The following is a 19,966-nucleotide window of genomic DNA, read 5'->3' on the forward strand; positions in this document are numbered from 1 at the left end:
AGAAGGTAAATATTTGACTCGATGATATTTTTATTCTCGAATTTCTAGCCAACCTAATTCTTCTAAAATTTGTAAATCTGCTTGTAAGGAACGACGAGTTTCGCCAAATATGACTCTAAATTACCTATTTATACAAATTCCAAGTATTTTGGAGTTCTAGCAGCATTTCTTGTCTTAATTCCCAAGGTAGTAAGACTTCAACTTTTGATCCTAAAGCTCGTAACCATCTAATTACATAATAATCGGTATTTCGATAATAAACCTGGTAATAAGCATCATGATTTGAGCGAGAATCAAGAATTGGTAAAATATGCTGATGTAGTGAATTGGGTGTGTTTTGTCTAATTAGTATTTTTGCCTTTTCATAGTTAATAGCTCTAAATGTTTGGTGGATGTTGATTCCTTGGATGTAATTTTGATGGAAGTTTTTTTCAAAGCGCAATATCATCAATGTTTTTTCTTTATAAAAATCACACCCCCAAGCATCTTTTAATTTCATATTTACTGTTTTAGGAGTTGGTAGTTGATTCTCTTTATATTTGTCTCTTAATAGTTGGGGAATACGATTGTCTTCCCAATCTAAAATTTCTAATCGCTGGGAAATTATTCTATCTAAACGATATTTGTACCAGTTAATATCACCTTTAGGGGTTTTACCATAGGCACATAGATATTTAGCGCGTTCCATGAAGTAGATGCAAACTGGATAAACAACACATTCATAAATTTGATTTTGATGGGCGCTATGATAAGTTAAAAGTAAAGGTTGAATTTTTCCTGAATCCCAAATATCCTGTAAATCACTTTGAATTTCATCTACTGCATCTTGTATTGGACTTGATTCAGGTACTACATAATCAGCATATAAAAAAACTCGATGATTGTCTTCATCTATTTCCTCTTCAGAGATTTCTTCGGCTAGTAATGGTAAACTAGGGTCAAGAAAACTAAACATCCCCAACGTTCCAGCTAAATAGGCTTGTTTTTTATTACTTAAACTTGTTTCATACCCACAATTGTCTGATGTAGTAGAAAGTGGTAATACATCTACTCGACGGTAATATTTGCTTCTACCAGGAACATTATCTACTCGTTGCAAGCAGTTTTTACTGACTAATAAATCTAAGTCGCTTTGAAGTGATTTGCGAACTTGAGCAAATAAGCGTTCCTTGAGGATTTCTTCTACAAGTTTTTCTAAATCAGAATTATATACTGGTATATGTTGTTGTAAAGAATTTTGCCATTCATCTATAGATACTTCCAATTCTACTAACCATTGTCGGGTGGTTTTGAGACAAGCACAGTCAGGGTCTTGATGGTTAATGATATCGGTTTGTTTTTCATCCTTGTGGGTTTTGGTAAAGAAAGCTTGTCGCCAGTCAGTGTAAGTAAAGGTGTCACCAATAGCAGCTTGTCCTTGATCACTATATAACCAATGTAACAATACCCACAGCCTAATAGCACGAGTGAGGTTGTGACCTTGATCCAGAGATCCATTGGCTAACTGCTGTAAGATGTTGGGTGATGGAGTAGTAGTAAAAAGTATATTCACGGAGGATAAATAGGTTATTATGTGCGCTTTCTAATTTAGCAGGTATTGGAAAGGGGTATTTCCGATGCTATGTATACTGGTAACAGAAATTTTGATAAAAGGATACATTAAAGATTATGAGTATATCTGAATTAGATAAGTACAAAGTTGACCATCTGTTTTTGTTGATAGGTGAAAATCCTTTACCTAACTACATTACAGCCCAAATACTGCTGAAAGATGGTGGTACTGTTTACTTAGTACACAGTACAGATACAACTAGTAAAGCTGCTTCTTTGGAAAGAATGTTAAAGGCTGTAAATGTCAAACCAATTTCATTGGGCAGACAAGAGGCTAACTCCTGTGTTATTCAAGACAAAATTCAAACCGAAGTAAAAAATATTTTAAAAAAGCATCCAAATCATACTTTTGGTTTGAATTATACAGGTGGGACAAAAGCGATGTCTGTACATAGCTATCGTGCTTTATTTGATATATCAGAAGTTAGCAACCCTGTATTTAGTTATCTAGATGCGCGAAGTTTACAAATGCTAATAGAACGAGAAGATGATACTCCAAAAAGTGAAATAATAAAAATCCAAGTCAAATTAGAAGAACTTTTTAATTTGCACGAGTTGCCTTGGAAAAAAAACAAACGGCCTAATCCTAAACCAGTTCTACATGATGCTGCACAGGAGTTTCTTAATGCTTATTTATCTGTTACTCCAAGAAATACAGATAATACAGCAGAACAATGGTGGAAATGGTGTAAAACTCAACTACATCCTCAAACTAAAGATAAATATGGTTTCTGGTATCCTGAAACAGAACTTATGAAGATATCTGGAATTACTTTAGATGGAGCGCCAGAGAATATCAAAAACATTTTGCATCAGTATCAAATGTTAAATTCAAAAGGCGAACTAGATATGCAAGCATCTAAAAACCAAGGATTTGGTGAATTAAGCGATTTTTGTGCTTGGTTAAGTGGCGTTTGGCTTGAACATTATGTTCTACATCAGATCAAAAATATATCTGCAAATTTCCTCTCTATTCATGAAAGTGCAATGTCTTTTCATATTGACGATCCAAACAATAGAGATGATAGGTACGATAGGTTTGAATTTGATGTTGCTTTCATGCGAGATTATCAGCTATTTGCCTTGTCCTGTACCACTGCTGGTGATAAATCCACTTGTAAACAAAAGCTATTTGAAGCTCACTTAAGAGCCAGACAACTAGGTGGAGATGAAGCGCGAGTAGGATTAGTTTGTTTTCATAATAATCCTGAGAGAGTAAAGCGTGATTTAGAAGCTACTATAAGAGATAAAAAAATTGTAGTTTTTGGCTCTCCAGACTTGAAACCTGATAAATTTGTCAAAAAAATGCAGCAGTGGATTCATGATAATAGCCCAATACTTTAAGATGTGTCATGAGTAAATACATAGCAACTGTAATTGATACAACAGGAATACAACCATATATTTTTGGCAGTAATCGTTTACGAGAAAATATAGGTGCATCGTATTTAGTAGAACAAGCAACAAATGGTTGGGTTAAGTGCGCTTTACGCCAAATATTTGGAGAAAATGTGTATATTCCTGAACCGGAACAAGAAGAAAAATGTATTGAACACGATAATCTTGATGCTGAATTAGTCTATACCGGAGGTGGTAATGCAGTTATTCTTTTCAAAGGCAGAGAAGATAAAAAAAGTGCTATTAGATTTACTAAAAGATTGAGCAAAAGAGTATTGCAAGAAGCACCAGGCTTAAAAATTGTAGTAGCTCACAGTGAACCCTTCGAGTGGGGAAACAAACTATCAGGAATTGTTGATAGTTTGATGAAGAAATTAGAGCGAAAAAAACGCGAATATAATCCTTCTGTCCCTTTGCTAGGTCTGGGAGTTACAGCTAACTGTCTTTCTACTGGATTATCTGCTGTAGATACTAGCGATCGCTACAGTGTACCCACTAGCTATCCAGTCTCCAGAGAAATCGTTGAAAAGCTTAGAGCCGTTGACCCTAAAAATAAAGCTCCAGCGAATCAAGAACTAAACGATACTATATTTAAAAATTTGCCGCTAGGCAATTATATAGTCCCTTATGATATCGATGATTTAGGTCGGACTGAGGGTAAAATTAGTTACATGGCTATAGTTCACGCTGATGGTAACGGGATGGGCGATCGCTTTAAAGAACATGGTAGGAAATGTAAAACGGACCGTGAGTATATTACTGCCATGCGTGAACTATCTAAAACTGTGAATCAGGCAGGTGTTAATGCTTTAAAAAAAGTTGCCCAAAGAGTTATCCACTTAGCAGATGGTAAATTACAGGAGCAGTTTGCAATTACAGAAAGAAATGGGGAAAAGTATCTGCCTTTTCGTCCAATAGTTTATGGTGGTGATGACGTTACGTTTGTATGTGATGGACGCTTAGGATTATCGTTAGCAGCACTTTACCTGAAGGAATTTGAAGCTCAAAAAGTAGCAGATGGAAAAGATTTAACAGCCTGTGTAGGAATAGCAATTGTCAAAACACATTATCCATTTGCCAGAGCATATCAATTAAGTGAATCGCTTTGCAAAAAAGCTAAAAACTTTGTGCGTTCTGAAAAAGAAGAACTTAAAATATTAGATTTTTCTGCACTTGACTGGCACATTGCTCCTAGCGGACTGTTAGGTTCAATCAGCGATATCCGTCAACGAGAATATCAAGTTGCTGAAGGAAATCTTACCATGCGACCTTTGTACTTACACTCTGATAGTGATTGGCGCAATTGGGATGATTTTTCTGAAGTGGTTAATAAATTTAACACAGACTCAGACTGGAGCCGTAATAAAGTGATAGCTTTGCGAGAACAGTTACGGCAAGGTTCAGAAAAAACCAAACAATTTTTACAGGTTTATGGTTTAAATGAGAACTATTTACCCCAATTTGGCAAAGCAAAATCTGACGACCTGTATCAATCTGGTTGGATTGATCACAGAACAAATACGAAAGTCTGTGGCTATTTTGATGCTATTGAAGCAATGGAATTTCACATTCCTTTAAAGGAGAAAAGCGATGGAGATTTATTATCTGAAAATGCTACTTTTGAGTGATACAACCTTTGGGCGTGGTGATGGAGTAGCAGGTTTAATCGATCAAGAAGTAGAGCATGACGCTAACGGATTTCCCTACTTACGTGGACGTACTTTAAAAGGCTTGTTGAGTGAAGAATGCGACAATTTGATTGCTGTGCTTTCTGAACCACCGCCTTCCCGTTGGCAAAAAGCCGCCGAACATTTATTTGGTATACCTGGTAGCACCCTAGAAACTATTTCTAAGATGCACGTTGGTGATGCTTGTTTACCCCAAGACTTGCGAAAGGCTGTAAAACTTCAACTTGACCAAGAACAGCAAAGAGAAAGCAGAGGTCAGGAACGAAGATTCACAGAAGTAGACGTTCTTACTTCTCTTACCACTATTCGCCGTCAAACTGCTATTGACCCTGAAGATGGCGCACCAGTTGAACATAGCTTACGCTCTAGTCGGGTTATTTTGCGAGATTTATGTTTTACCGCACCATTGTTATTTGAAAAAAAACCAGCAGCAGATATGTTAGCACTCTTAGCAGTTAGCATATTAGCACTGCAAAGAGTTGGTAGCGGACGTAACCGGGGTCGGGGTCATGTTCGTTGCACGCTACATGACTCAATTGGTGAAGAAATTACTCAAGAGCATTTTCGTTATTTTGAGCAGGAAACCAGGAAATGAAAGCAATTACTTTTTTACTACACACTAAACAACCATTGTTAGCAACTTCGCTTCAGGGAGACCCGAACAGTGATGTATCTTTTCCTTATATTCCAGGTAGCATGATTCGGGGAGTGTTGATTAGTCGCTATCTCCAACGTCACAGTTTAAAAAGTACAGATGATATTTTAGATGAATCAAAATATCCAGATATAAAGCGTTTATTCTTTAATGGTAATACCCGATATTTAAATGCTTATTTGTACGATACAGAAAAACAAAATCGCACTCTACCTGTACCCTGCTCTTGGTTAAAGAAAAAGGGTGATGAAATTTCCGATTCAGACGATACAACTGTTTATGATTTCAGTTACGAATCACCAGAAGAAGATATTTCATACAAATCACTAGATGAGGGTTTTTGCACTGTAAATGATCAAGATGTATTGCTTTACAAAGAAAAGCGACGCATCAATATTCATAATATGCGAAATCGCAAAAAAGGCAGAGGTGATGAAGGCAAGGGCGCAATATTTCGCTATGAGGCTTTAGATGCTGAACAATATTTCCAGGCTGTAATTCTCTGTGACAATCCTGACGATATAGAAAAAATTAAGCCGTTACTAGAACCACAAGAAATGTGGTTAGGCGGTTCTCAAAGTGCGGGATATGGACATACTCAGATTATTCCTATAGAAGAGGATGAAGAGTATGATTATTGGGACGAAGTGGGAATTGAGGCTGAAGACCGTAACGACAGAGAACTAATCCGTATTACTCTTCTCAGTGATCTAATTTTACGCGACAAATGGGGTCATTATGTTGCCACGCCACCAAATTCAACAGGAGATGAAATTAATCAAAAAGTTGAGTCATTAACTCAGATATTAGAAGAATTACTAGATATAAAGTTAGAACCACAATCTAGTTATACCAGTAGTCTTATTGTTGGGGGATTTAACCGTAAATGGGGATTACCTTTACCCCAAGTACCAGCTTTAGCAGCAGGTAGTGTTTTTGTATTTAAGTATAATAAACAAGATGGAGAACTAGATTCAGAAAAAATTCGTTTAGTAGAAAATCAAGGTATTGGTGAAAGGCGGGTTGATGGTTTTGGACGAATTACTATTAATTGGCTGGAGGAAGAAGCAATATTTAATGCTTGTTTACCAAAAAGAGAAACTAACTGGGATAAACCACAACTAGTCCCCAATTCAGAAGACAGTCAACTAGCTCAAAAGATGGCGAAGAGATTATTGGAACAAAAGCTAGATAGCCTAATTTTAAAGAAACTTAATAATTCTAATTGTAAACTCGAACCGAACAGACTTAGCCATAGCCAACTTTCGCGATTAATGATTGTATGTAGACAAGCTTTAAATGAGGAAAATAAAAATCCAGTTATTAAATTACTGGAAAATTTACCCAAAAATGCCAATAGGCAATTTGAAGGCACAAAAATTAATCATAAACAATCTTTCAAAACACAGATTTACGAATGGTTAAATAACCCAAATACTTGGATAGATTCAAGCTATTTAGAAGTTAAGGTTGCTGGTGAATCAGTTCTATTAGATTTAGTTGAAAAACTGAAGCTAGAATACACGCTACGGCTAATTATTGCAGTTGCCAAACAAGCAGTAAAGGATAAACAAGATGAATAGAGAACGGGAAGGACGACATATTATTAAGCGCATCATCGTGCGCGGTGTTTTGGTTCTGGATACACCAACTTGTTTGGGAAGTGGTGATGCTGAGGGTACTACGGATATGATGCTGTTGCTTGACAGTATTAGTGATAATCCTTTACTAACAGGTTCATCAATAGCTGGGGCTTTACGCAATTATTTACATGAATATGAGTGTGATTACGCAAAAAATGAAAGCCGTGATAATATAGCTGCAAAACTGTTTGGTGATTTATTTGCTTACAAGGATGAAAGGAATAAAAATGAAGCAGAAAAAATTGCATTAAGAGAAAAAGATACTCAAAGTCCTTTAATTATTCATGATGCAATAGGTAGCACTATTCACAATGTTGAAATACGAGATGGAGTCAAAATAGATGGTGCAACTGGTACTGCGTCTGACAAGGCAAAATACGACTTGGAACTCTTGCCAGCAGGGACTAAGTTTTCTTTGAACTTTGAGTTGTTAATTGAAAAAGATAAAGATGAGAATGAATTAAAACAAGCACTTGCTTTAGCTTTAGAAGGGTTAAAGAATGGTGAAATTGCTATTGGAATGAAAAAGCGACGGGGTTTTGGTCGCTGTCATGTAGATGAGTGGCAAGTTTGGGAATTTGATTTAACTAAACATAGCGAGCGCATTGCTTGGTTAACATTTGAAAGACCTTGGGGTAAACCTTATGCTACTAAATTACCAAGCGACAAACTATTGAGTAATACACACCTCCAGAAGCTAAAGGTAGATAAGCCAGATAAGCGCGATCGCCTCTTCATCACTGCCAAATTTCAATTAGCCAGCCCCTTACTCATTCGCTCTGGTCAATATTTAATTCAAAACAAATGTTCTCCCGATGTGGTGCATTTGCACTCCTATAGAAAAGACAAACCTGAGCCAGTTGTTTCTGGTACAAGTTTAGCAGGAGTGCTGTGGCATAGAGCCGAGAGAATAGTGAATACTTTAGATAAGAATTTACAAATTGTGTATGACCTATTTGGCTTTGTTAAAGAAGAAAGTAAACAAGCAAAGGCTAGTCGTTTAGTTATTCATGAAAGCTTGATAGAAAATACAGATGAAATTGTACAAAGCCGAATTGCTATTGACCGTTTTACAGGCGGAGCATATAACGGAGCATTGTTTCAGGAACAGCCTGTTTTTGGTATTTCTAAAAAAGAGGATAATCAAAAAAATAATAAAGTTAAAGGTAAGTCTACAAAAAGTAGTAATACAAGTAATCACACAGCACATATAAAACTAGAACTAGAACTACGTCAACCAAAGGAATATGAAATTGGGTTACTTCTGCTGCTGCTTAAAGATTTATGGACGGGTGATTTACCAATAGGTGGTACTAGCAGTATAGGGAGAGGACGTTTGCAGGGCGTTGAAGCAACTATAGTTTGGCAACAACACAAGTGGTTAATCTCTGAAGAAAACCAGAAATTACTAGTCAGTAAGCAGGAGAAAGAACAAATGGAAGAGGTTGTTAAAAAGTTTTTGGAGCAAGCACCATGAATCAGGATTTGTGTCAGGAACTTTCAACAGAAACAATTGAAAAATCGCTTGAAAATTGGTTAAAGCAACAGGCGATTACTCAAGATTATCAGTTATGCTACGTATTAGCTCATGCAGAAGATGGAGTTATCTGGGGAAATTTTGAAGTAGAAAGTGGCATTTTAAAAACTTCTAATCAAGCTTTTCCTGAGTATGATTTTCCTGCATTACGTCTGTCAACATTACAACAATGCCGTATATTTGGAGAAGCTGGTGAAATCTTACTATGGAATAGTAATAGCACATGGCGATCGCGGCTAATTTTACAAAGCCAAGTATCAGAATTACTGAAACAAGAAAAAATAGGTTTAATACCAGAATCACAAATTCTTTGGGGTACTCAGGGAAAAGAAAACGGTAATTTTACCTTACTTTCAGATGGATCTCAGGGTCTTAAATATGCTGCTCCCATCACAGGCATGACTGTTAGCCAGGATAAACAGAAACAGTATCGTCCACTTCGACTAGAAGTACATCACTATTTTTGTTATGACCAAGATGGAGTAGCTCGGATTTTTCTCAGTCGTCTTGTATCTCTCAAAGAAAAAATTTATGAATCCTAAACATCTAGAAAAAGTGCCTGATGACCGTAAAGCAGTTGCTCCTTATAACTTTGTAGAGATACCAGAAAAAGTAGTTGAAGCAAAACTTGAATGTAATGGTAAATTACGCGATAACAACCGCTACTATTCTGATCGGCACACTGGCAAAATTGTATGTACCTTAAAAACTGAATCACCTTTATATATTCGTTGTGCTTTAACACCTGCTGATTTTGCAGATTTTGGAGATAAACCGAACGAAGAACTAACACCAGAACAACGCAAAAAAAAGGCTGAATTCTTTCAGTATCCTTCAAAACAGTATCCCGTTTTGCCTGGTAGCAGTTTGCGTGGAATGGTGAGAACTCTAGTTGAAATTGTTAGCTTTGGCAAGATTCAAAGAGTATCAGATGCTTCAACATTTTTCTTCCGTGCGGTTGCTGCTGATAGTGACGATCCCCTAGCAGAAAGATATACAAATGCTGTTGGTAAGTTAGCTGGAAATGTCAGCGCAGGGTATCTAGAAAAAAGAGATGGTAAATGGTTCATTCGCCCAGCTATTAAAAACCACTTGGGTAAATCATTTATTCGAGTGAAAGAAGAAGATATAAAAGTTTATCTTCCTTCTCTAATCACTATGGAAAAAGCTAATTACCTACCTCAGTATCTCAAAATTAGCTATGAGGGAGTAGGAGAATCTCTAAAGATTAGTGAAAATTGTGATATTTATGAATACAAAGGCTGGCTTGTTACTAGCGGTAATATGCTAGATAACAGCAAAACAACGGAAGCGGAACGCAAACGCCTACTTCGCCGTAAGGAAGGACGTAAGTTTCACTATATAGTTTTGCAATCTGATAATTCAGCTGTTTCAATTCCAATTAGTGAAGATGCAATAAGAGATTACCGTAACGCATTGACAGACTTTCAAAAAGGAAAGCCATTTAAGCAGAATTATAAAAATACTTTCCATGAAAGTATGGGTTTTTTAAAATATTTAGACAATGAAGAACCTAGACCTGTTTTTTATTGTGAACCACAAAATCGACAGTCAACAGTAACTTTATTTGGTCAAAGTCCTAACTTTCGCATTCCCTACTCTCCCCAAAATGATGGTAAAGCCGCATCAGCAGTTGATTTTATTCCTGAAGAAGTAGGTGAATCTAAAAAAATTGATCTAGCTGATGCCATTTTTGGCTTTGTTAGGCGTAAAAACGAGAACAAAAAACAAGGTTCTGATGAAAATAAAAAAGAAAAACAGGAAAAATCTCGTGCTGGACGTATATTTTTCAGTGATGCTCAATATAAAAGTGAAGAAAATGGTATCTGGCTGACTGATGACACCATTACACCACAAATTCTGGCTACTCCTAAATCAACAACATTTCAGCACTACTTAGTCCAAAAAAGCCACGAAAAGAAAAGCCTGAAGCACTATGCTAGTCAACCCAATCAAGAAACAGTAATTCGGGGACATAAACTATATTGGCATAAGGGAAATATAGGCATAGACAGAATTAAAACCAAAGCAAGTGAAGCTGAAATTAAAGATAAACAATCCCAGTACACGGAAATTAAGCCAATTCAATCAGGAGTTTCTTTTGAGTTCACCATTTATTTTGAGAATCTCAGTGATGTGGAACTGGGTGCGCTTTTATGGGTGTTAACTCTTTCAGTCAAAGATGTGAAAAAACTCCAATTACTTAGTCTTGATGGCAAAGAAAAATATCGGCTTTCCCTTGGTATGGGAAAGTCATTAGGTATGGGTGCAGTAATGATTGAAAAATATGAACTTTCTCTTAATGAACGATATCGTAATGAACCTAAGCAGCGATACACACAGCTATTTGATGATAGTAACTGGTTAAGTGGCGATCGCCCTGCTACTTATGATGAGCATAAAGAATGTATTCAGAAGTTTGAGGAATATGTAACTACGCGCATTAGTGAAGCTGACTTTCGCCAAGATTATCCAGACAAACAAGATTATGAAAAATTGAAGCTAAAGGATGTACCGCGTATCAAAATGTTACTAACTATGCTGAGATGGGATATTTTTCCACCTGTAAATAGAACACGATACATGGAAATAGAACGAGACATAACAACAAATGACTACATCTGTCAGCCTGTTAAGGAAGATGATAAAACAGTTAATGAGTATAAATGCCGTCTGATACTACCAACTCCATTTCAAGTAATGGATATGTCAGACAATGGAAGACATCAAACCCTAAATTTAGATAATTTAAAGTCATCCCGCCAAAATGAAATTACTAAATCTAAAGCATCTCAAGAATTTCAGGTTGGTCAAGTCTTAGAGGCAAAGGTTGTAAAAATCAGTGTTATTAAAGTTACTTATGAATTTTTAGAAGGAGTTAAGCGAACTACAGAAGAACACAAAAAAGCTAAGTATTTACAGGAAGGACAAATGGTTAAAGTCAAAATCACTGCTTTAAGAGATAATGGTGAGATTAAAAATATTCAATTACTTGATTAGTTTTACCATCATTGATAATTTCAATTTTCAAGAAATTCTTCAGAAATCAGATTTCACTTTTCGGAAAACCCCTCTTCCAACCATGTGGTATGTTTAAAAACAAAACTTCTTGAACCTACCGCACTTGATGATAGATGCACACTTCCAAACCCTAACCACCTTTCCCCCACGCAACTTCCAACGAGAAGCGATCGCTAAACTCCTCCACCGTCAAAACATCCTCCTCCGCGCCCCCACAGGTTCAGGGAAAACCGAAACAGCGATCGCCCCTTTTCTCTTTGCAAAAACCCTCAACCTCGACTTCCCCAATAAACTAATCTACGTCGTCCCCCTACGCACCTTAGCCAACAGTCTGCGACAAAGAACAGAAACACTCGTTCAACGCTGGTCACAAACTCAAAATATCCCTTGTCCAGTCGTCACCCTACAAACAGGAGAAAACCCAGAAGACCCCCGTTTTGAAGGTGATATAGTCTTCTGCACCATTGACCAAATGTTAAGCAGTTTCTTGAATATTCCCTACTCAGTTGGTCGGGGTTCAGCTAACGTCAACTCTGGGGCAATATTCGCATCTTATCTAGTATTTGATGAACTGCATTTACTTGATCCAGACCGTTCTTTTACCACCGTTCTCAAGGTTTTACAACAAGTCAAAGGTATTTCCCCATTTCTGTTAATGACCGCCACATTAACCAATGAACTGGCTACGCAAATTCAAGGTTTAATAGACAATGGAAATAATTCAAATTGAAGATACTGATTTACAAGCGATTGAAGGTAAACGTCGTCGGATATTTCAAGCAAAATCTCATCCTCTTAATGCCTTAGAAATTATCGCAGATATACACACCAATCAACGAAAACGAGTTATAATTATTTGTAATACCGTTTCTCAAGCGCAGGGTTTATATAGAGATTTACGAGAATTGAATCATGATGAAACCCTAAATCTTACCCTGCTGCACTCCAGATTTTTACCAGAACATCGCGCCCAAAAAGAAACGTTCTTAAAAGAAACCTTTGCTGAAAATTGGCAAGATGACGGTACTTGTTATGTTCTAATATCTACTCAAGTAATTGAAGCAGGAATTAATATTACCTGCCAAGTTATGCACAGTCAACTTTGTCCCATGAACTCATTATTACAAAGGGCAGGACGTTGTGCAAGATTCCAAGATGAACAGGGTCAAGTTTTGGTTTATCGCACCATAGAAGTTAACCAAGCTTATTCTACCCTTGCAGAAGCAGATTTAGAACCAGAAACAGAAAGTACCGATAAAAAACAAAGTTTTCTGCCATATCCTAGAGAAACTTGTGAATCAACATGGCAAGTATTACAAACACATACTGAGTCAAATCAAGTTAATGAAAATGTCGGATTTCGCACAGAAGAAAATTGGATAAATCAGGTTCATACTACAGAGGATTTACTCCAACAGCAACGCCGACAAAATAATCAAATGCAGTTTGAGCAGCATTTTGAAGCAGCTTTTTTTAGGGGTGATCAATCTTTTGCCAGTGAGTTAATTCGGTCAGTTGATAGTCGGAGTTTATTTGTCTGGGAAGAAACCGGATTTATTGACTTTGAGGAAGAACCAATAGACCCCCGCAAATTAATGGCTTTTTCTGTTCCTGTCTCTACACTGTGCAAAGTTTGGCGAGATTCCAAAAACTTAGAATTTGGAACAGATTGGATTTTTAAACGAATTGAAGCACCCAAAGACAAAGCAGAAACCTATAGTCAACCTGTCTGTACAGAAATCAAATCCCGTGATTCATTAATTAACAGCATCAAGATTTTAGTTAATCCCCGCTTTATTTATTATGATGAAAATATTGGATTATTGATTGGCATTAATGAATTTGGTAATGGTTTTATTTCACCACCAAAACCACAGCGCACAATCGCCAGTGAATACCGTTATAATATGGATACATATATTGGGCATTTGGGTTGTATGTGGACTTGTTGGCATAAACCATTTAAAACCTTGCGTTTGAAAAACGGTGAAGCTGAATCAACGATTTATAATAGTATCAGGAATGAACTATTACCAGCAGGTACAAAATTAATTAAAAACAAGATTTTTCCCCATATCCAAGAGTCAGAAGCAGCAGCGTTATTTGAAATATTGGTATTTTTCGCTATCTTTACCCATGACCTGGGTAAACTACAAATTAAGTGGCAACAAGTAATGCGGGGTTGGCAAGCGATCGCTCATTCTTCATTCCACGGTCAAAACCCCAAACAACATTTACTGGCACACACTGACTATAACCCAGACGATAAAGACCAAAAAACAGCACTCAAAGATCATGAAAAGAAACACAAGCGTCCTAACCACGCTGTTGAAAGTGCATTCCTAGCCAGGGATATTCTCAAACAATCTTTAGTACCAGTATTACGTGATTATTTTGAGGCTGATAACGAACAGATTCAGTATATCTGTCATACAGTGATTATGGCTGCTGGTCGTCATCATTCTGCTTGGGCTGGTGGTTGGAGTATAGCAGATATAACTAAAATAAAAACTATAGAATTACATCCAGAAGCACAAAGAGCGATCGCCCAAAGTTGGCAAAGTATGACACGCTTCCTAAGTCAAATTTTACCATTAACACCAGCAAATTTAAGCAAAAGTATCTACCCAATTAAAAAAGAGTTTGACTTGAATCAGTTAAATACTGCTGATGAATTTGAGTATTTTCATCTCTACTTGCTGGTAGTTAGGGCTTTACGACTGTGTGATCAACGCTCAGTGCAACTTTAACTTTACAAGTTTAATTTTCATGTAGAGAGTTTATCTACAACATCTCTACATTAATCATGATTAACTATCTGTACCTGTATTTTCCTGAGTTAATAGTTCTTGGAAATCAGGAACAGAACCTATAGTAATTGCCTGTTCTAATAACTGATTGAGTCGTTCATGGTCATAAATTTTATTGATTTGTTCCACTAATTGAGAAGGAGCATCTTGAAATCTAGTTTTGATGATTTTAACAATAGATTTCTGGAGTGTTTGCGCTATTCCTAAACGCTCTATACTTGTTATGTATGCCATTTTTTTGTCATCCTCAAACTGCTTCAATTCAGTTTTGAAATTCAAATCCAGATCCGGTGGTAAAGTCATCAGTCTATCAATCAAATCGAATAACTGAAGAATTTTCTCCCTACTATATCCTAACTCATACATCCGCTTAACTAAACTTAATTTCCACTGCAAACGTCCTGTTAAATTTTTAGTTGTAGCTTGTGTACGTAGGTGCGCCATTACCAATACAGCAAAAGGATTATCACTTTGTTCTAATTCTGACCAACGAGGTTGATAATCCAGTAATTTTACAGTAGGAAATTGAAGACTTAACCGACATCCCCAACGTTCATAACTGTATTCTTGAGGTCGCCAACTTGCTTGATTATCTCCCAAAATAGCCAAGCTAACAACTTCTTGACCATAACGGTCAAAAATTCTGTAATGATAGGAAAACATCCGTTTAGGAAAACCAGTATCTACTTGACTTTGGATTTCTAGATGGATTATTAACCAGGTTTCTTTACCATCATTTAGCCAAACTTTAATTAGTTTATCAACAAATTGCTTACCAACTTCCGATTCTCTCATCAATTGCTGGAGTTCTTGGTCAAGAAACTCATAACCCCGTGTCCAGTCAATTTCGCTGTAAATCTGGGGAAAGAAGAATGTTAAAAACGCCTCAAAGTATTTTTCTACCCCTTCCTTCCAAGCACCATCATAATCGGCTTTTACTTCACTCACAGTTGTTTTTAGGCAGATGTCAAAGATATCTTAGCGTCTTTTTTCTACAATGCCGTTTATTGGAATACCCCTCTTCCAGCTAGGTATATACTGTTTGGAAGTAGACAACTCCTATGGGTTGAAGACCAGATGATAAAGCAGCTATTTGTTACCAAAAAATTCGGCACTTATGCTGACACTTTCCTGATGCTAGGTCTGGTACAGCTTGCGGAGTATGCACTGAAAGCCACTCACCAAAAAAGTGCAATTCAACTTTTAGATCAAGGAACACGCTACTGTCTTCAGTTAAAACAACCTATAAATTTAGAACTGGTAGCTAAACTCAATTATACCAATTCTTTCCCACCAGTCAAAGGTCAAAAAACCGACATTAGCAAAATACCGCAGGAAACAGATACTTTTAACACAGTGGAGGAAAGCGAAAGACGAAAACTTTACCGCAACTATGTATTTGAACAACGGGGTAAAGTTGAATTTAATGAAGATGCACCAAAACCACCTCATCCTAGTACCCAAAATGGCGTAATTCTTACTTCCATGCGTCATGACCGCAATCATAACGAATTGTGGTATTTAGGATGGCAAATTAAAGACCATTATGGGGCTTTGTTGGTTGCTTTATTTACAGCTTTTAGCCAAGAAATAGAGGATGTTAATAGCTTAGTAAATGAGTTATTTACTCAAACTACTGGACAGAAATTACCAGAAACAGCCAGTGCCGTCAAAATTTATTTACCTACATCTGTTCAAGGGGTGAATCGAATTAAAGCAGATAGTAATAAAGTAGATTCTCAAAAAGCAGATTGGTTAAGTTTATGGTTGATTGCTGGGGGTTTATTTACCTTTGGTATAGCGGAACGGGTAAAAATAGCAGAACGAGTTTATGATTGGCGTGTTGTTGCCTTTGAACCACAAGATATTCCGTTAAATAAATATCGTGAGGTGTTGAATCAACTTCGTAAATTTAACCCACCTTCTGGAGGTCATGGCATTGCTAGATTTGATTCTGAATTAATATTGCTGTTCTGTCGAGAGTTACTTAATCATCATCAAGTCCAAACAGACATAGAACCTGATGAATTTGATATTTGGCAACCAGTTAATCACTTTGTTAGTAACTTTATTGGTACTCACTTTGGTTCAAAGGGTCAAGTTTATGGTGTCAAAGAAGTTTTTAGTTTAGGTTTACCAGGTTGGATTAGTCCTAAAAACTCTCAAGAACTCACAGATTATCACAATGTTTTAAACGAACATTTATCAGTTATCACTACCTTATCTGCGGAAGAAGGACACAGTGAATTATTAGCAGCTTATCGGGATTTTCTCACTGGTACAAATCTCATAAATTTCTTTCGCTTTCAAGTTAGTTATGCCGATTATGTTGTGAAACGTTTAGCAGACCCTAAAGCTAGACCTCCCCGTTTATTTTCTCTCAATGGATTAAATCTCATGGTGAAGAATTTTAAGCATCGTCAAAATGACCAAGAATTAAATTTAACAGACATCACTGAAGACCCTGGTTTTTTACGCATTGCTAAGGCTATTAATAGTGCCACTGTCTATGCAGGAAAAGATGAACATGGTTGGGATAGAATCTATGGTTTAGCACAACGTTTGAGCAGTCAAGCAGGTTCTAAAAAGGATTTTATCATTGAATTATCAGCCTTTATTGCCAGTTATGAAAACGAAAATCTCCGCATTGATGAAGAACTCAAAAAGAAAGGTAAACCCCGCCGTATTTGGACTACAAAAGATGATTTAGATAGAGTTATAACTCTCATTGAAAATCATGGTTCTAGTTTAGTGGCTAACTTATTAATTGCCTATGGTTATGCTAAAGGTTGGGGTAAATCTAAAGAAGCAGATAAAACCAATTTGACTAATGAATCAGAAACAGAAGTAGATAATATTGAAGAAGGAGAATCCGAAAATGACTAAGGCAAAATTTCCCGTTTACTCAATTTCAATTAGTGGTTTACTATCTTTACAGCTTCATGCTTTAAATAACGAAGGTAACGAGGGTAATCAATCCCTAACTCGACGTTATTATATTATTCAGGATGGCATGGATGAACCTGAGTATGTAAATGGTATTTCTGGGGATATGTTCAAACATATTCAATCTGAACATCTACACCGTGTTGCTTTAGAATCTGAACTGAGTTTATCTGAGGGTGGTAAACAATTTAATCCAGATAGAATTGGTTATGATCTAGAAAAAAATCTCTCAGTTTTTACAGACAAAGACACTGATTTAGCTGCCAAAACTGGCAAGGTTCTTCAACTCTGCACCATCAGCGATTTAGAAGGTTTCATGGTGACTGTTAAAGGTGGACAAACCCTAAAACGCGATTCTGTAATTGAATTTGGGGCAGTTGTTGGTTTACCGAATTTGGTCAAAACTCAAAGTTACTTCCATGCTAAATACGGTGTAGATAATCCTACTCCCTATAACGTGCAAGTCAGTTCCGGTTTATATGCCACCGTCTTAAATATTGAGGCTTTTCGGATTGGTTATAATCCCCATACTTTTAATTACAGCATTGATGTTTCTGAACGTAAAAAACGTCTTGACGCTTTGCTCAAAAGTGTGCTTTATACTTATTTACAACCTAATGGTGCAAAACGCAATACACATTTACCCCATCCTGATAACTTTGAAGGTGTAATTACTGTTAGTAGTCGTCGTTGTCCTGCACCAATGATTAGTTCTCTAGAAGGAAGTTATAAAACCCAAATTGACAGTTTAGCAGCTACGTTAAATAACATCAATGGTGCTGATACCATCCGTTGTTTTAAGTTTGAAAATATGGCTGAATTTGCTGACCAAATTGAAATTTTGATTGCTCAAACTCTACCTTGGGATAGTGAAAATGCCGAAGCAATCTCCTAAATCAAAATCTTCCCCAATATCAGAAACCGTAACTACATGGCTAACTGTAACATATCAACCTGTTAGCCTATTTTCTCTCAAACGTTCTGATGCTACTAGCATGGCAGCAAGGTCTAATTTAGTACCTACTCCCTATGCTATCAAAATGGCATTGTTGAAAGTGTTGTTAGAAAGTCAGGGGAGACATCATCAAAGAGACTTTGACCAATGGATTAAAACCGAATTTACCTGGATTCGAGATTTAACAATTTATATCTGGCCTCCAGAAAAATTGGTTGTCAATCGCAATGGTTATAAACTGCGTTATTACGACCAAACTGCCGATAAAGCAGATAAAACTCGTCCAACTATCCCTATGCAAGATGGTTTTGTATTTCGGGAATGGGTATTTTTACAAGGACATTTGCAAATTTGTTGTAGTGCGGGAAGTCACGTATCGGAACTAGAACAGTTATTTGCTCAAATTAATTATTTTGGTAAACGCAGTTGCTTTTTTCAATATTTACCTGATTTCAAGCAAGAAACTTCAGAACCATTATTTCAACCAAATTTTGCAACTGGTTTTACAATCCAACTAATGGATGATTTAGGTGAAAAAACTACCTTTAATCGCATTAATCCTTTTTCCACTGATAAAGCTCAACTCGATAAAGACCGAGTAATTAAATCAGGGTTTTTACCATTAAAACTCGTCGCTACCAGCGCCCGTTATGACATTTACCAAAGATATTGAAACTACGTTTGCTGGCATGACTTTAATCCTGAGACAAGATGCAAAATTAATCAATTCTGTCACTTTAGAATCTTGGTTATCAGATACTCAACTTGTCCCAATTTGGATACCTTTACAGATTGATAATGGCATTACTAAAATCATGCCTGTGCTGCCAGACTCAAAATTATATCCGCAATTAATGGAATCAATCTGTCAACATATATGTAGGGGCAGAGTCTCCCCGTCTTTAGAGTGGCAAAACAAGCCATATCAACCGACAGGTGTGGAAGTCGATTCTAACGCCCTGCATATAATTCTGGTTTCAATTTCCGCTAATGCACCATTACCAGCAACATTAGGAAGGGCTATTCATGCTCAATTTTTTCAATGGGTTGCTCATGCTGACGCTGCTTTAGCTGAATATTTACATCAACACAATATTCTGCCAATGACTGTGGCAATACAATACAGTTCACGGCAAAGAATGCAGTTGAGAATTACGCTGTTAAAACCAGAACTTTTAGCACCGCTACTTTGGGGATTAAGTAGTAATTTGGGTGGTGAAATTACTTTAGCTGGAGTCCCTTGTCAATTAGGTAAATGGATAAATATTATACAGTCTCGTAGTTTTGAAAAATTGGCAGAAATACCATTACAAAATACAATTGAATTACAGTTTATTTCTCCTACAAGTTTCAAACAGAATCAGAATATTCAACCTTTTCCACTGCCAGAGTTAGTATTTGGTAATCTTTTACGTCGTTGGAACAAATTTGCACCAGTAGAACTGCAATTTCCTCAAGTTGAATGGCAAGGTTTAGTTTCTGCTTTTGAACTGAAAACCCATGCTTTGAAGATGGAAGCTGGTGCAGAAATTGGTACTAAAGGCTGGGTTAAATATCGGTTTTCAGACCCCGAACAAGCCAGAATTGCTACTATTTTAGCTAACTTTGCTGTCTTTTCTGGAGTGGGACGAAAAACAGCTATGGGTATGGGACAAACTGCTTTAAAAAACCAATAACTAGC

General features: G+C 36.7%; 15 protein-coding genes. 13 read left to right on the forward strand and 2 right to left on the reverse strand.

What is annotated here, in order from left to right; translation table 11 throughout:
• Nucleotides 1-124 precede the first annotated feature (124 nt).
• Nucleotides 125-1,552 carry a TIGR03985 family CRISPR-associated protein gene (locus ACOWPH_RS30180; RefSeq protein WP_015217574.1) on the reverse strand — a complete coding sequence of 476 codons (1,428 nt, stop codon included), beginning with the start codon at nt 1,550-1,552 and terminating at the stop codon, nt 125-127.
• Nucleotides 1,553-1,668: 116 nt separating this feature from the next.
• On the opposite strand from ACOWPH_RS30180, the gene ACOWPH_RS30185 reads away from it, so the two are divergent.
• The 9 genes from ACOWPH_RS30185 (at nt 1,669) to cas3 (ending at nt 14,324) form a co-directional block, all read left to right on the forward strand.
• Entirely contained in the window at nt 1,669-2,955 is a 1,287-nt protein-coding gene (locus tag ACOWPH_RS30185; protein ID WP_015217575.1) for a Card1-like endonuclease domain-containing protein, read from the forward strand.
• 8 nt (nt 2,956-2,963) lie between these two features.
• Nucleotides 2,964-4,637: a Cas10/Cmr2 second palm domain-containing protein gene (locus ACOWPH_RS30190; RefSeq protein ID WP_015217576.1), complete on the forward strand. Its 1,674-nt coding sequence runs from the start codon at nt 2,964-2,966 to the stop codon at nt 4,635-4,637.
• Complete coding sequence (locus ACOWPH_RS30195) at nt 4,600-5,292, forward strand: RAMP superfamily CRISPR-associated protein (protein WP_015217577.1); 693 nt, start codon at nt 4,600-4,602, stop codon at nt 5,290-5,292. The genes ACOWPH_RS30190 and ACOWPH_RS30195 overlap by 38 nt, the downstream gene beginning before the upstream one ends.
• A complete protein-coding gene (locus ACOWPH_RS30200; RefSeq protein ID WP_015217578.1) occupies nt 5,289-6,935 on the forward strand; it encodes an RAMP superfamily CRISPR-associated protein in 1,647 nt (548 codons plus the stop codon). The genes ACOWPH_RS30195 and ACOWPH_RS30200 overlap by 4 nt, the downstream gene beginning before the upstream one ends.
• Entirely contained in the window at nt 6,928-8,472 is a 1,545-nt protein-coding gene (locus ACOWPH_RS30205; protein WP_015217579.1) for an RAMP superfamily CRISPR-associated protein, read from the forward strand. The genes ACOWPH_RS30200 and ACOWPH_RS30205 overlap by 8 nt, the downstream gene beginning before the upstream one ends.
• Nucleotides 8,469-9,074, forward strand: coding sequence for a type III-D CRISPR-associated protein Csx19 (csx19, locus tag ACOWPH_RS30210; RefSeq protein ID WP_015217580.1), 606 nt, complete (start codon nt 8,469-8,471; stop codon nt 9,072-9,074). The genes ACOWPH_RS30205 and csx19 overlap by 4 nt, the downstream gene beginning before the upstream one ends.
• Nucleotides 9,064-11,553, forward strand: coding sequence for a TIGR03986 family type III CRISPR-associated RAMP protein (locus ACOWPH_RS30215; protein WP_015217581.1), 2,490 nt, complete (start codon nt 9,064-9,066; stop codon nt 11,551-11,553). The genes csx19 and ACOWPH_RS30215 overlap by 11 nt, the downstream gene beginning before the upstream one ends.
• A gap of 109 nt (nt 11,554-11,662) precedes the next feature.
• Nucleotides 11,663-12,304: a DEAD/DEAH box helicase gene (locus ACOWPH_RS30220; RefSeq protein WP_242043111.1), complete on the forward strand. Its 642-nt coding sequence runs from the start codon at nt 11,663-11,665 to the stop codon at nt 12,302-12,304.
• Entirely contained in the window at nt 12,285-14,324 is a 2,040-nt protein-coding gene (cas3, locus tag ACOWPH_RS30225) for a CRISPR-associated helicase Cas3' (protein ID WP_081593764.1), read from the forward strand. Before ACOWPH_RS30220 ends, cas3 begins: the two co-directional genes overlap by 20 nt.
• 60 nt (nt 14,325-14,384) lie before the next feature.
• Here the strand turns inward: cas3 and ACOWPH_RS30230 are convergent, their stop codons facing one another.
• The gene (locus tag ACOWPH_RS30230) at nt 14,385-15,332 is read right to left on the reverse strand and encodes a hypothetical protein (protein ID WP_015217582.1); all 948 of its coding nucleotides are present in this window, start codon (nt 15,330-15,332) and stop codon (nt 14,385-14,387) included.
• A 129-nt stretch (nt 15,333-15,461) separates the two neighbouring features.
• Between ACOWPH_RS30230 and ACOWPH_RS30235 the strand changes: the two genes are divergently transcribed.
• Genes ACOWPH_RS30235 through cas6 form a run of 4 tightly spaced genes read left to right on the forward strand, consistent with a single transcriptional unit; the run spans nt 15,462 to nt 19,961 of the window.
• Entirely contained in the window at nt 15,462-17,270 is a 1,809-nt protein-coding gene (locus ACOWPH_RS30235) for a hypothetical protein (RefSeq protein ID WP_015217583.1), read from the forward strand.
• The gene (locus ACOWPH_RS30240) at nt 17,263-18,225 is read left to right on the forward strand and encodes a DevR family CRISPR-associated autoregulator (RefSeq protein WP_015217584.1); all 963 of its coding nucleotides are present in this window, start codon (nt 17,263-17,265) and stop codon (nt 18,223-18,225) included. Before ACOWPH_RS30235 ends, ACOWPH_RS30240 begins: the two co-directional genes overlap by 8 nt.
• Nucleotides 18,206-18,958, forward strand: a complete 753-nt coding sequence (locus ACOWPH_RS30245; RefSeq protein ID WP_015217585.1) for a hypothetical protein — start codon at nt 18,206-18,208, stop codon at nt 18,956-18,958. The genes ACOWPH_RS30240 and ACOWPH_RS30245 overlap by 20 nt, the downstream gene beginning before the upstream one ends.
• Complete coding sequence (gene cas6 / locus ACOWPH_RS30250) at nt 18,936-19,961, forward strand: CRISPR system precrRNA processing endoribonuclease RAMP protein Cas6 (protein WP_015217586.1); 1,026 nt, start codon at nt 18,936-18,938, stop codon at nt 19,959-19,961. The genes ACOWPH_RS30245 and cas6 overlap by 23 nt, the downstream gene beginning before the upstream one ends.
• The last annotated feature ends 5 nt before the right edge of the window (nt 19,962-19,966 follow it).

Source organism: Anabaena sp. PCC 7938 (genome assembly GCF_049315035.1).
Taxonomy (GTDB): domain Bacteria; phylum Cyanobacteriota; class Cyanobacteriia; order Cyanobacteriales; family Nostocaceae; genus Anabaena; species Anabaena cylindrica.

Bases quoted from the DNA above. Each gene is read 5' to 3' on its own strand.
- ACOWPH_RS30185 (WP_015217575.1), top strand. From the start codon at position 1,669: ATGAGTATATCTGAATTAGATAAGTACAAAGTTGACCATCTGTTTTTG.
- ACOWPH_RS30190 (WP_015217576.1), top strand. From the start codon at position 2,964: ATGAGTAAATACATAGCAACTGTAATTGATACAACAGGAATACAACCA.
- ACOWPH_RS30195 (WP_015217577.1), top strand. From the start codon at position 4,600: ATGGAGATTTATTATCTGAAAATGCTACTTTTGAGTGATACAACCTTT.
- ACOWPH_RS30200 (WP_015217578.1), top strand. From the start codon at position 5,289: ATGAAAGCAATTACTTTTTTACTACACACTAAACAACCATTGTTAGCA.
- ACOWPH_RS30205 (WP_015217579.1), top strand. From the start codon at position 6,928: ATGAATAGAGAACGGGAAGGACGACATATTATTAAGCGCATCATCGTG.
- csx19 (WP_015217580.1), top strand. From the start codon at position 8,469: ATGAATCAGGATTTGTGTCAGGAACTTTCAACAGAAACAATTGAAAAA.
- ACOWPH_RS30215 (WP_015217581.1), top strand. From the start codon at position 9,064: ATGAATCCTAAACATCTAGAAAAAGTGCCTGATGACCGTAAAGCAGTT.
- cas3 (WP_081593764.1), top strand. From the start codon at position 12,285: ATGGAAATAATTCAAATTGAAGATACTGATTTACAAGCGATTGAAGGT.
- ACOWPH_RS30235 (WP_015217583.1), top strand. From the start codon at position 15,462: ATGATAAAGCAGCTATTTGTTACCAAAAAATTCGGCACTTATGCTGAC.
- ACOWPH_RS30240 (WP_015217584.1), top strand. From the start codon at position 17,263: ATGACTAAGGCAAAATTTCCCGTTTACTCAATTTCAATTAGTGGTTTA.
- ACOWPH_RS30245 (WP_015217585.1), top strand. From the start codon at position 18,206: ATGCCGAAGCAATCTCCTAAATCAAAATCTTCCCCAATATCAGAAACC.
- cas6 (WP_015217586.1), top strand. From the start codon at position 18,936: ATGACATTTACCAAAGATATTGAAACTACGTTTGCTGGCATGACTTTA.